The sequence below is a fragment of the uncultured Imperialibacter sp. genome, assembly GCF_963974565.1.
GTDB classification, from domain to species: Bacteria; Bacteroidota; Bacteroidia; order Cytophagales; family Cyclobacteriaceae; genus Imperialibacter; species Imperialibacter roseus.
Map to the genome: position 1 here is coordinate 57,206 of NZ_CAXBCJ010000025.1, position 12,331 is coordinate 69,536.

Consider the following 12,331-nt stretch of genomic DNA (forward strand, 5'->3'; position numbering starts at 1 on the left):
CGTTCCCGACCAATCAAATCAACGCTACTTTAAAAGGTGGTATTTTTTTCATTACTTCTCCTCTTAAATCCCCCTTTATAATGAAACAATCCTTTCTCGGTTTAGTGCTCGTTTACATTTTTTATTGTTGCACCCCCGTTGAAAACCCGCAACAGTTAAATAAGTTCGAAAGTGAGCTCGATGCCATTTTCGCAGAATTCCAGAACGACACATCACCAGGCTGCGCTGTTGCTGTTTTTCAGGGGGACAAGATAGTTTTTCAGAAAGGCTATGGCCTCGCCAATATCGAAAACAAGGTTCCCATCACCACATCAACTACCTTCGACATAGCATCAGTCTCCAAGCAGTTTACAGCCTATGCTGCGGCGCTGCTGCTGGAAAAGGGAAAGATGTCACTTACCGACGACATAAAAATGTACTTTCCTGAATTGAATGACTTTCCCCACCACGTCACCATCGACCAGCTCATCCATCACACCAGCGGCCTTAGAGACTGGCCACAAACGCTGGCGGTGGCGGGTTGGAGCATGGAGGATGAGCTTACCTACGAACAAATACTGCGGATGGCTTTTGCTCAAAAAGATCTCAACTACGAGCCAGGCGACGAATATTCATACACCAACACAGGTTATGTACTGCTGGCAGAATTGGTGAGCAGGGTAGCTGAGGAACCGTTTCATTCACATATAGAAAAGGTGGTTTTTGAGCCGCTTGAGATGAAGAATAGCCGATTCAATCACGACATCCATAACGTTATTCCAGCCAGGGCCCAAAGCTACTACAAAGCCGATTCGGCCAACTATGGCAGCTATGCCAACACCACCACTGCCATGGGCTCGTCCAGCATGGTGTCGACTGTCGAAGACCTGGCCAGGTGGCTGATGTTTCTATCGAAAAACCCGGCAGACAACCTTGCGGTTAATCGGCTCCATGAAAGAGGTGTGCTAACCAATGGCGACAGCATTCACTACGCTTATGGAGTTTGGTTCGAAGAGTCGGGTGACCTGCCGGTAATTACCCACACAGGGTCGTGGGCAGGGTTCAGAGCGATGACTATGCGCTTCCCGACAAAAGATTTTGGCCTGGTCATTTTAAGTAACTACGCCGGATTCGATAGATATGGCTATGCCGAAAAGGTGGCAAAAGTCTTTTTAACGGATGACTATCATCTTTCTGATGAAAAGACTGACGAACCACCACTCTCGGATAATTATCAGCGCCTGGCAGGAGCTTATGTCTCGTCCCCCACCCGCATTTACGAACTTGGTAGTGATGATAACCCAATGAAATTATCGATCGATGGGGCTTTTGAGTACACCATGGTGGCGGCAGATTCAGAAGGAGAATTTTTCGCCAGCGAAGATCCCACGCTACAGTTGAAGCAAGTTGGCGGCACGTTGTCTGTCAGTGGTGCCCCACTCGAAAAACTCTCGGCGAGCAGCCTTCCGCTGGGCAACTATACTGGCACCTATTTCAGCGATGAACTCCAGATGATGTATAAAGTAGTTATGGAAGATGAACAGCTTTTTATGAGCAGCCTCAGACACGGCCCGGTTGAGTTGCGACCCATTGCAGGCAACTTGTTTGCAGGCGGGGAGTGGTTTCTGGGCAGGGTTCTGTTTACCACCACGGCGGACGACATTTCTGGTTTTCAGGTGTTTGGCGGCAGGGTGAGAAGGCTACATTTTAGAAAGGTGCAATCATGGTAGACCCGGCGAGCCTTCTTAGCAGCTTACTCCGAATAAAAACCCTTTCTCAGATAGGAATCAATTTTGGGAACTCGGAGTACGACCTGGAACGATACGAGGAGATTGTTTCAATTGCAGACCAGCTTATTGCAGGCATATCTGACATGCCAATCGAGAGAATACAGAACCTCTATGCAAATGAAGAAAGCTACATAACGCCCAAAGTGGATGTTAGAACTATAGTGCTGAAGAACGACCAGATTTTGCTAATCAAAGAAAAAGCGGACGGCCGCTGGGCGCTGCCCGGAGGCTGGGCCGACGTTGGTTACACACCGTCGGCAGTGGCAGTGAAGGAGGTAAGAGAAGAAACAGGATTGGATGTGAAAATTGAAAGACTGCTGGCAGTTTTTGACAACTCCCTGCACCAACATCCCCCATCGCCTTTCTATGTGTATAAGCTCTTCTTTCTGGGAACTGCCACAGGCGGCTCATTCGATCTAAAAGGGCATGAATCCCTGGAGGTTGGGTTCTTTTCGTTGCAGGAACTTCCACCACTGTCGGAAGAAAGAAACACCTACGAGGAAATACATCAATTAGCCACAATTGCCGCCCAAGCCAGCAACCAACAGACCTTGTTCGACTAAATGACAACAAATATCGTTGTGGACTCAAACGTATTTCAGATTGAGTCAGATTTACGCTATATTCAGTGAGCTTTGATACAATTACTTTCTTTTTTTAGGAATAAATGGACGACTATTACCAAAGATCTCTTGATAAATTCTGCGCCGTTTCGGTATCCGACTCGGAAAGTATTATCTCATCGGTTAACGACTTCTTCTGTCGTATATCAGGCTTTGAGAGAAACGAATTAATAGGGAGGCCTTACAATATTCTGAAGTCAGCAACTCACGGTGAAGATTTCTACAAAGACTTGTGGAACACCGTCAGCAAAGGTCAAATTTGGAAAGGGGAAATATGCAATTTATCGAAAGAAGGCACGCACTATTGGCTGGATACCACCATAGTACCCGACCTCTCGGAAAATGGCGAGATCATTCGGTATATAACCTACCAGGTTCCAATCAACGACCCGATCCAAAAAAAGCAGACAGCTGGCGAAACAAGCAGACAAAGTTCAGATGAAAGCGACGACCTGTATCATTCTCTGGTTAATAACCTACCCATCAGCGTATGGAGAAAAAACAGGGAAGGAAAAATAACCTATGTAAATAAGACCCTGGTTCAAAATGTAAAGATGGAAGAGTCGGAGCTACTGGGAAAAACAAACCATGACCTGTACCCAAAGGAGCTTGCTGACAAATATGAAAAAGATGACAAGGAGGTGATATCCGGCGGCATCGCCCTGCATTCAGTTGAACCTAATATTGATCTGAAAACAGGAGAGCACATCTATATTGAAACAATCAAAATCCCGATCAAAGGAAGGGATGGGAGCATTGAAGGCCTTCAGGGAGTGTTTTGGAATATCACAGAGTCAATAGAAACTCAAAAGCGCCTCGAAATTCAAAACGAACAATTGACAGAGATCGCCTGGTTGCATTCGCACAAAATAAGAGGCCCGGTGGCCACTATTATGGGCTTGATGAATATCTTCGATTGGAGCAATATGAATGACCCCCAAAATTTAGACATCGTGAGAAAGGTCGACACGGTGAGCAAGCAGCTCGACGAAATTATTCACGACGTAGTGAAGAAAACAGGCGATCTCTATCAAAAAGAAGACTGAGGGATGGCCTCAATGCCAGGTACCAAGAATGTAGCCGGAAATAGCCAGAGACACCATCCAATAACCTCCATTGATAATAATATACTTAAAGGATCTCTGCTCGTACATTGCATTAACGCCAATGCCCATAGCAACAAAGCCAAAACCTGTCAAAAAACCGTACAAGGCGCCGTCAGTGGCTCCGATTTCGGTTCCGAACATCATGGCCATATTGAATATGAGGATAAAGCTCATAACAAAAGCTGAACCAAACACTTTACCCATATTGCCGCTTTTCGCCTTCTCTTCGGTCATGCCCGACTCCTTCATCCAGGCTGTACCAAATACTTTTGGATTGTACCAAACAAAACCAACAACAAAGGTTACGACTGTGGCTGCCACAATTGCTAACCAATTCAATGCAGAAATGTCCATAAAATTAGTTTATGTTAGTGAGTAAGAAATATAGTGAATTTGTATTTCTTTCAATTTCACATCTCACCCAGCTGTTCAGTCATCATTTGTAAAGGCTCTTACAAACTGGCTTTATTAAGATTTATGCGTCAACGACAAGAGGATACCAGATGCCTTCTAAGACTAATCAAATTGTAACGAATGCAGGCCCTTTGGTGGGATTTTGGGAGTGGGATATTCGCAATCGGCAGGAAAATATAAGTAAGAGTCTTGCCGAAGCGTTCTCCTTACAACACCCCTTTAGCCGGGAAGAGGGGGCGTTTTGGAAAACGATACTTTCGGTTATTGATTTTCAGTCGTTTATTGAACTGCGGGCAGACGCCAGTCGAAAAAAGCAGGCCGATATAATATCTACAGTGCTTCAGGGCATCACGGCGCTGGGGGAAGTTGCTACTCTCGAAATTCAAATGGAGACAGTGGCCTGGAACGACTCAGGAGAAGCTGAAAAAGTGATCGGCTATGTAGCGATTAACAAGCCTGGCCTCAGTAGCGCAAGCAATCGGTTGCTCAGGAAGCTTACAGAACATGTCCCCGGAGTCGTTTATCAATACCAATACCTGGACAACGGCCTCTCGAGGTTTCCTTACGCCAGTGATGGGCTTTGGGATATATTTGAACATACTCCCGAGGAAGTAAGGGCTGATGCAGCCTCCGTGTTTGACAGAATACACGCTGAGGATCTCGACGAGTTCATTCAGTCGATGCTCAATTCGTACACAAGCCTAAACCCCTGGAAAATGAATTTCAGGGTGGTGCTACCCTCAAAAGGTGAAAGGTGGATCGGTGGAAGCGCCAGGCCAGAGCAGCAACCTGACGACAGCGTGATTTGGCACGGGTACCTGGCCGACTTAACAGATCGAAAGAAAACTGAACAAGAGCTACTTAAGGCAAATAAAGATCTTCAGGGCATTTTAAATGCCGGTAGTCAAATATCAATCATCAGCACACGAGTTGACGGCCTCATATCACATTTCAGCAAGGGCTCTGAGAACTTGCTGGGGTATAAAGCCGACGAGGTGGTGGGCAAAGAAAATCTGACCATCTTCCATGTGAGGGAAGAAATTAAATTGCGTGAGAAGCAATTAACAGCTCGACTAGGAAAAGAGGTGGACGGCTTCGATGCGATTGTAGAAATGGCCAGAAAGGGAAAACACGACACCCGGGAATGGACCTACTCAAGAAAGGACGGCACCACTTTTCCGGTGCAACTTGTTGTAACGGCCATTACCGACGAACACAGCAAAATAGTTGGGTTTTTGTGTGTTGCCACCGACATCAGTCAGATGACGAAAGCCAGGCTGGCATTGGCTGAAAGTGAGGAGAGGTGGCAGTTTGCACTTGAAGGAGCAGGCGACGGTGCCTGGGATTGGGACTTGGCAAAGGGTTCCATTTTCATTTCGCCAAAATCTAAGAAAATGCTGGGATACGCTAGTCACGAGGTGAGAAATGCTCCGGAAGGCTGGGCCAAACTGATCCACGCCGATGATGTTCCAACGTATCAAAAGAACCTGGACGAGCACCTGCAGGGGAAGGCAGAAATCTACTCCACTGAGTACCGGGTGCTGTGCAAAAACGGAGAGTACAAGTGGGTGCTTGACAGGGGAAAAGTGACCAGAAGAGACGAAAATGGCAGGCCTTTGAGAATCATCGGTACGCACTCCGATATTTCCCAGGCCAAAGAGAAAGAAAAAGCATTAAAAAGCACAATTGACATAATTGGTGAGCAAAACAAAAGATTGCTCAATTTTGCGCATATCGTATCTCACAATCTCAGGTCACATTCGGGCAACTTTGAAATGATGTTCAAGATGTACGATGTTGCTGAAGATGACGACGAGCGGAAGGAAATGCTTGCCCATATCAGAACGATATCGGAAAAATTAAGCGAAACCATCCACCACCTCAACGAAGTGGTGATGGTTCAAACCTCCATCGACCTTCAACGGCAAAACATCAACCTGTACAGCTTTGCGGAGAAAACAAGAGAGGTATTGACGGCAAACATTTCCTCAAAAAATGCCCATATAGCAAATAACATCCCCAGGGACATAGTAATAAATTACAATGCAGCCTATATGGAGAGCATTCTTTTAAATTTGCTCTCTAATGCTGTCAAATACAGCCATCCGGATCGTGATCCGGAAGTGCGTCTAACTGCCTACAGTGAAAAGAATTATACTGTTCTGGAGGTAGCCGACAATGGCCTTGGCATCAACCTGCATCTCCACAGAGACAAGCTTTTTGGTATGTACAAAACGTTCCATCCCAACAAAGATGCCAAGGGAATTGGTCTCTTCATTACCCGCAACCAGATCGAGGCGATGGGTGGAAAAATAGCGGTAGAAAGTGAAGAAAATAAGGGCTCAGTTTTTAAAGTCTACTTCCTGTAGCAACACCTCTTCAGTACGCTCAATGCCTCTCGGTAGTTGCTTATCTGCCTGAAAATGATTAACTTCTGTTACATCAAAAAGCACTGCCATGGTAAAGAGCTTCAGAGGTGAAATAGAGGAAAAACCAAAGCGAAGAGAAATGCACCCCGTGCTGGTGGCCGACTACATGGCTACACGGCTCGTGACTTTCCATCCAGACCAATCCATTTATGAGGTCGTTCACATCCTTCTTGCCAGGAAAATATCCGGTGGGCCGGTTGTTAATGCCGAAAATGAGCTGGTAGGTGTGATTTCCGAAGGAGACTGCCTGAAGGAGGTGGTCAGGGGAAAGTATCACGACATGCCCGTGCTGTCAGGAAAGGTTGCCGATCACATGGCGAAAGATGTGGTAAGTATTGGCCCTGCAATGACCATTTTTGACGTAGCCAAGCTGTTTCTCGAACGTCGGCTGCGTAGATTTCCGGTAGTGCTCGAAGGGAAGCTTGTAGGGCAAATCAGCCAGAAAGATGTGATGAAAGCCGTTTTGAAAATCAAAGGCTAAGTGGCCTGCGTTTGCGCTACACCAGCGCCTTTAATGTTTTCTATCGCCAGCAGTTTATTTAAGAGGCCATCTGCGTTGGCTGCGATAGCATAGTAGGAAATCTCCATTTCAACCAGACCACCTGTGGGCTCGCCTACCGCAAAGGCGATACCCTTTGTTGGTATTGTCCACATGTCGTTAAGCACTGCTTGTTTTACATGTCGTTTAATCAGGTGCTCTCCGACGCCAACTGTTAGCCGAATATCCATCCTGTGCTGCTGAATCCCCTTTAATGCATATCCTTCCGCCTGCCGCTTCTTTAGCGACAGCCGTTTTTTTATTTCATCGATCACACCACTCAACTTGCCGGTTAGGTTTGGGGCTTTCATAGCAAGTCTCGTTCTTTAAAATGGCGTATTATAAATGGCAGCAGATAGGGATCAATCATGTAAATACCGGTCGCCTTTTCCACAATTGCACCGGAGCGGATCAAAGCCAAAAGCACCTTACTGATGTACACACTGTCCCAGCCAGTTATCCGACTGATCTTATCTGCGTCGAGTCTCTTGTGAAGGACAAACTGGCTGAGTATCATCACCCATTCTTCATCAAGCTCTTTCAGGAAAGTAAGTGAAAGTTTTGGCGGAGCAGCTGTTTCAATTTGATTATGAGAAACGTTAGAAATATTTGTCAGCCAGCCATTAAGAGCAGTACCCGGATTGCCACCACTGTAGTCAAAATATTTATTAAAAAGCCTGGCCAGCTCAATCTCACTTATGTCCTTCTCACTTTCTCCGACCGACAAGCTAAGCCCACTTGATTTATGGCGCTTCATTATCACGTCTTTAATCATTTCAGCATCAAATGCGTCCATATTAATGATCTCAATAAACTTTTGAGAAAACCCTGTCATTTCGTCGATTAATTTAAAGGCATGCGGGTTCACATTAACAACGAAAAGGCACCTTGAGCTGAACTCATCAATCAGGTCGCCAATTGCTTCCACTATCCTCATTCCATTGGCCTGCCGCTCCCAAAAAAGCTCGAGGTCGTTAATGGAAATAATGCTTCCCGGAGGAAGCTGCGCTAAAATCTCCTTCGTGCTTCCCTGCATCAGCGTTGCCTTGCGAAGCGATTTTTCAAATTCAGCTATATCCAGAGTGCCCTGCAACGGTGGAAAAACAGCATAAAAGTTCTTCTCATTGCCTAAGCTGCTCACTGCATATTTTGTAAATGCAGTCTTGCCTTCGTTTCTTTCGCCAATGACAAGAATCCCTCCCAGGTAGCCTGTTCTGTGCCTGGAAACAGCTTTCTTAAAAATAGCCTCCTCCCGGGGGCGTGGCACCCAAAAATCTCTGCCAATACTCGACCTGCCATTGAAAAGGCTCACATAGTAACCCGGCAACTCCCTTAAAACCTTCTCCTGTGGGCTCACTTTCTCCTTCAGGTCCAGCAGGCGACCGGATAGTGAATGAATTTCCTGCCTATTGGAAAGCTTTCTGGCAAAAAGCAGCCCCTCACTCCTGCTGTACAAAAGTTTACTAACCGACTTAGATGCCAACTGAACTACTTGCTGCCACGACCTGGAAATAAGCTGAGCCACCTTCCGGCTCTTTATACTCTTGAAACCATAGCCAAAAGCTGACGCTGCCTCCTCTATCTTATACGATTTTAAGGGCTCAAATGCATCGTCAAAACTCTTTTTAGATTCCGACACAAACCGCTGAACCACGTTATCAATTTCCTTTTTTTCCTGGTCAGCCTTCAGCGAAAACTCTTTTAAAATATCTTCAATTGAAAGATCGGCGCTGGAAGTTTCGGCATTGTCTAATTTAAACCTGAGCAAATTGCCAGCTTCCTTTATAGCATATATGCTTCGCTTGATGCCATCTATCGCCCGCTCATGTTGCTCTTCCAGCGTGGTGATCAGCTTCGTCTTCAGAAAATACTCCGCCATTTTGCTGACGGGTATCTCCACCGACTCGCTCTCCAGTCGAGCAGCTGAGGTTCTTACCTTCAATACTTCCAACGTCTCTGGCATTTCCGACGCCGTTTCCAGAAACCGTTCCGTAGTATAATCCAGTGTTTCTTTTAGCTCCAATTCCCAGTCAGTTTCGAGTTCAAACACCACTTCCCTTGAAGATGTAATCGGCATTTTGAGGTACTTGTCAATCTTCTTAATCACTCTGGACTCAATCATGTGGGCAAAGCCATCATTGAGTGACCGATGCATAATGCCGATCCTGTTTTTCACCCTGTTGATTTCCTGCTCCATAATGACCTTGTTGAGCATCGTCTTCAGGTCAGAATCAAAAGATTCTAATAAAGCTTCAATTCCCTCAGTTTTAGCTTTGATATATTGGGCGGAGGAAGACCGCCTCCAGGATTCCTTCATTGGAAAAAGTAACTCCAACGAATGACTCATGAGCTGAAGGTTTTGGATATGCTCCAGCAAAAGCCTCCCTTCAAACAGCGTTTCTTCCCGCTTTTGTCCTTCCAGAAGTTTGTTCAACTTCTCTATCTCGGCACGAATTGTGGCCGCCCACTTACTCTCTTCTTCATCAAATATGGTGGTGGCAGTGTTAATCACACTTCGGCAGTCGGAATAGAAGCCAAAAACGCTATCAGTGTGCTTTGCCAGGTATCCGGAAAGGAATGAAAGTCTGCCTCCCCATTGAAAATACCCCGCCAGCGCTCTGAATACCACATTATGTGTAAGTGGGTAGCCAGTTACGAAGTGAACGGCTCTCCTGAACCCTTTGTAAAAAGAGGCTCCCGCTGTAGAGGCAGGCGCTTCTGCAAAAGCTTCCTTTGAATAGCTTACAGGCAGTGTTTTAGGATAGAGTTTGTAATCTTCCTCTAAGCGTTCCAAATATTCTGTGGTCGCCTCTCTGAGCATAGTTACCTGTTCAGGAACGAGCTCTTGAAAGACCTTTTCGCTAAACAAATGGCTAAGACGGTACGAGGTTTCATTGCGAAGCTTATCCAGTGCCTTTGCCTTTTTATACGACTCCTTAATCTTTCTTATGTCAGCCAGTTCCTTCTCGATAGTCTTCAATAGTGTTTGAAGCTCACCAAGAATAAGCCTTTGGTTCTCAAATGATCTTCTAAACCCTTTCGCAAAAAGGAGCTTCTGAAGTCTCCGCCCGTTTTGGTCTATTCTGTAGATGTTAACAGTCACTTCAGGAAACCTGGAAGGCTGAACCGTTGGAATTGCCTTCAACAAGCTACTGGAATCTGGAGATGGCACGTCCTTTACCTTCTCCGCTATTTCAAAGCTTTCAAAATAACCCGATGAGCTTACAACCATCGTGGTGCCAAGCTCGTTGAGGAGCTCATTGACACCATCATAGTACAGGTCGATCTGATCCAATGTCCCACCATCAAGTCCCAGCATTACCAAATCAGTCTCCGCCGACTCTCTTGCTATAATTTTTTTGTTGTCTCCCTCACCTTTGATTACCCGCACAGTCACGTCAAGCCTGGCGCTTTCGAGAATGGCCCTTGCCTCTTTATAAATACCTTCATGGTTGCCGCCTGACTCATCAATAATCAGCAACCTGACTCTGGCCAGTTTCCACAGGCTGGAAGCTACCAGGTTTCTAACCAACGCCAGCGAAAAACTCAGATTGGGGCCCTTTCCCCCCCACCAAATGTCAATGGTGCTGAGCTGACCAAACTTCCTGTCTTCGTCATAGTCAATAAATATATTGTTGTACTCACCCCGGCGGAAGCCTCGCAGTGCTTTCGCAAACTGCTCTTTGTTTTTGGGTGCCCGGCTCCAGCCCATCAAAATAGTGTTGGGCTCTACGCCGGAGAAGCCATACACCCTGCTGATTTCTTCCATGCCAGAGTAGATGTCTTTGCAGCCAAACTTGTAGGAAAAGTATTCGCTTTTGCTATTGGTAGTGGCCAGCATCGACTCTGCCTTCGATAGGTTTTTTTCATCGGTTTCGAACAGCTCAAAAGCTGACAGAATACCCAGGTTGCCAGCAATAGCCTTTCCCATTTCAGCGATGTGCTGCCGCTTGTCGGGGCTGCCGCTAAACATGATGATATTGGGTCGCCAGTTTCTGGTGTGAGTCTTTTCTTTTTTAAGCCGGGTAACGCCTGTTTTAACCAGAGAAGCCCACACTCCGTTCCAGGCATCCCCTGAGTTCAACGTTAGCTGTCTTCTTTTGAGGAATAAAAACAACAAGCCGAGGATGAGCACAGCTGCCACCATAGCGACGAAATCGAGCTGAATCATGACAAGCACACAGGCGAGAGCACCCAGCAGGCTGATCCAGCCGGACACCTTGAACTCAGGCCGGAAATCGGAACTGGTCCACGACTCAAAAGCCGCACTGACATTGAGAAACCCGTAGGTGGTGATGAAGAAGATGGACACCACCCTGGCAATCACATCGAGTTCTCCGATCAGAATACCCGCCTCAGCAATCAGAAAAGTAAGCAACAAAGCATTGCGGGGCTCATTGGCTTTGCCATACCCTTTTCCAAAAAACCGGGGTGTGATTTTATCAGTTGATGTGGCTTGCAGAATGCGGGGGGCTCCAAGGATGCTGCCAAGTGCTGACGAAAGTGTTGCTCCCCAAATGCCAGCAATCACCAGCTCAGGAACCCATGAGATATTCAACAGCACGTTTGAGTCAGTAGCCAGCACGCCTGCGTCTACAGTAAAGTATAGGTAGCATGCAAACCCTACGTAAACGATAAATCCAACCACTATCGCCAGAATAGACCCGGTTGGAATCGATTTTTTAGGATCCTTCAAATCACCAGACATTGATACACCGGCCTCAAACCCCGTAACCGCCGGGAAAAATATACCAAACAACACCATGACTGACACAGTGGAGGAAGAGATGCCCTTAGTCACATCGGATGGCCCAAGGTCGTGTGTGCCCAGAAAGATGGAGGCCAGGGATAACACAATGGCCACCATAATAAAATACTGGGTTTTGATGGCCATGGAGGTGCTAATGAAAGTAAGCGTAGTTACTGCCAGCAGCACAATACTACCAGTTATCCTTATATTGTTCACAGAGCCTTCGTAGCCCCAATAGCTGAGGAAGCTTTCAGAAAACCCGATGAGATACAAGCTGACGCTAAAAGAAAGCCCTACAAACAATGCCAGTCCAAGTGTTCCTCCTATGGGTAGACCCAGGCTGCGGCTGATCATGTAGTAAGTGCCGCCGGCTTCCACCTTTTTGTCTGTAGCAATGGATGATACGCTAAGACCTGTTGTCACGGAAATGATATGAGCAACCAAAATGATCCCCAGCGTAGTCAATAACCCCACCTCGCCGACAATCATTGGCAGCCTTAGGTACATGATCACCCCAAGGATGGTAAGAATGGATGGCGTGAAGACTCCCCCGAAAGTCCCGAACTTATTACTCTTCGACATTGATCATCTAATTTAATGCTAGTTAAGAATTGAAACTGCTATTTTCGTACTTAACAGGAGTTTTTGCTTTCAGTTAAAAGTAGTTCTCTTTGTAGTATATCTCAAATTTAACATCCAGGT

8 protein-coding genes are annotated in these 12,331 nt (G+C 46.3%); 5 read left to right on the forward strand and 3 right to left on the reverse strand.

Going from position 1 to position 12,331, the window contains the following annotated elements:
• Positions 1 to 80: 80 nt before the first annotated feature.
• The 3 genes from AAC052_RS24900 (at position 81) to AAC052_RS24910 (ending at position 3,438) form a co-directional block, all read left to right on the forward strand.
• On the forward strand, positions 81 to 1,709 hold the full coding sequence (locus AAC052_RS24900) for a serine hydrolase domain-containing protein (protein ID WP_339815917.1): 1,629 nt from the start codon (positions 81 to 83) through the stop codon (positions 1,707 to 1,709).
• Entirely contained in the window at positions 1,703 to 2,332 is a 630-nt protein-coding gene (locus AAC052_RS24905) for an NUDIX hydrolase N-terminal domain-containing protein (RefSeq protein WP_339815918.1), read from the forward strand. Before AAC052_RS24900 ends, AAC052_RS24905 begins: the two co-directional genes overlap by 7 nt.
• A 104-nt stretch (positions 2,333 to 2,436) precedes the next feature.
• On the forward strand, positions 2,437 to 3,438 hold the full coding sequence (locus AAC052_RS24910) for a PAS domain-containing protein (RefSeq protein ID WP_317488072.1): 1,002 nt from the start codon (positions 2,437 to 2,439) through the stop codon (positions 3,436 to 3,438).
• Between the two features lie 9 nt (positions 3,439 to 3,447).
• Here AAC052_RS24910 and AAC052_RS24915 read toward each other — a convergent pair whose 3' ends face one another.
• Positions 3,448 to 3,852, reverse strand: coding sequence for a DUF1761 domain-containing protein (locus tag AAC052_RS24915; RefSeq protein ID WP_317488073.1), 405 nt, complete (start codon positions 3,850 to 3,852; stop codon positions 3,448 to 3,450).
• A 149-nt stretch (positions 3,853 to 4,001) separates the two neighbouring features.
• Between AAC052_RS24915 and AAC052_RS24920 the strand changes: the two genes are divergently transcribed.
• Together AAC052_RS24920 and AAC052_RS24925 are read left to right on the forward strand one after the other, a co-directional pair.
• A complete protein-coding gene (locus AAC052_RS24920; protein WP_339815919.1) occupies positions 4,002 to 6,281 on the forward strand; it encodes a PAS domain-containing protein in 2,280 nt (759 codons plus the stop codon).
• A gap of 88 nt (positions 6,282 to 6,369) precedes the next feature.
• Positions 6,370 to 6,822: a CBS domain-containing protein gene (locus AAC052_RS24925; protein WP_317488075.1), complete on the forward strand. Its 453-nt coding sequence runs from the start codon at positions 6,370 to 6,372 to the stop codon at positions 6,820 to 6,822.
• On the opposite strand, the gene AAC052_RS24930 is transcribed toward AAC052_RS24925, so the two are convergent.
• Both AAC052_RS24930 and AAC052_RS24935 read right to left on the reverse strand, forming a co-directional pair.
• Complete coding sequence (locus AAC052_RS24930) at positions 6,819 to 7,190, reverse strand: hypothetical protein (RefSeq protein WP_339815920.1); 372 nt, start codon at positions 7,188 to 7,190, stop codon at positions 6,819 to 6,821. The two genes, AAC052_RS24925 and AAC052_RS24930, sit on opposite strands and share 4 nt — an antisense overlap.
• A complete protein-coding gene (locus AAC052_RS24935; protein WP_339815921.1) occupies positions 7,187 to 12,211 on the reverse strand; it encodes a hypothetical protein in 5,025 nt (1,674 codons plus the stop codon). Before AAC052_RS24935 ends, AAC052_RS24930 begins: the two co-directional genes overlap by 4 nt.
• Positions 12,212 to 12,331 lie beyond the last annotated feature (120 nt).

Excerpts from the sequence above, each read along its gene's own strand:
- AAC052_RS24915 (WP_317488073.1), bottom strand. The coding sequence starts at position 3,852 with ATGGACATTTCTGCATTGAATTGGTTAGCAATTGTGGCAGCCACAGTC.
- AAC052_RS24930 (WP_339815920.1), bottom strand. The coding sequence starts at position 7,190 with ATGAAAGCCCCAAACCTAACCGGCAAGTTGAGTGGTGTGATCGATGAA.
- AAC052_RS24905 (WP_339815918.1), top strand. The coding sequence starts at position 1,703 with ATGGTAGACCCGGCGAGCCTTCTTAGCAGCTTACTCCGAATAAAAACC.
- AAC052_RS24925 (WP_317488075.1), top strand. The coding sequence starts at position 6,370 with ATGGTAAAGAGCTTCAGAGGTGAAATAGAGGAAAAACCAAAGCGAAGA.
- AAC052_RS24900 (WP_339815917.1), top strand. The coding sequence starts at position 81 with ATGAAACAATCCTTTCTCGGTTTAGTGCTCGTTTACATTTTTTATTGT.
- AAC052_RS24910 (WP_317488072.1), top strand. The coding sequence starts at position 2,437 with ATGGACGACTATTACCAAAGATCTCTTGATAAATTCTGCGCCGTTTCG.
- AAC052_RS24935 (WP_339815921.1), bottom strand. The coding sequence starts at position 12,211 with ATGTCGAAGAGTAATAAGTTCGGGACTTTCGGGGGAGTCTTCACGCCA.
- AAC052_RS24920 (WP_339815919.1), top strand. The coding sequence starts at position 4,002 with ATGCCTTCTAAGACTAATCAAATTGTAACGAATGCAGGCCCTTTGGTG.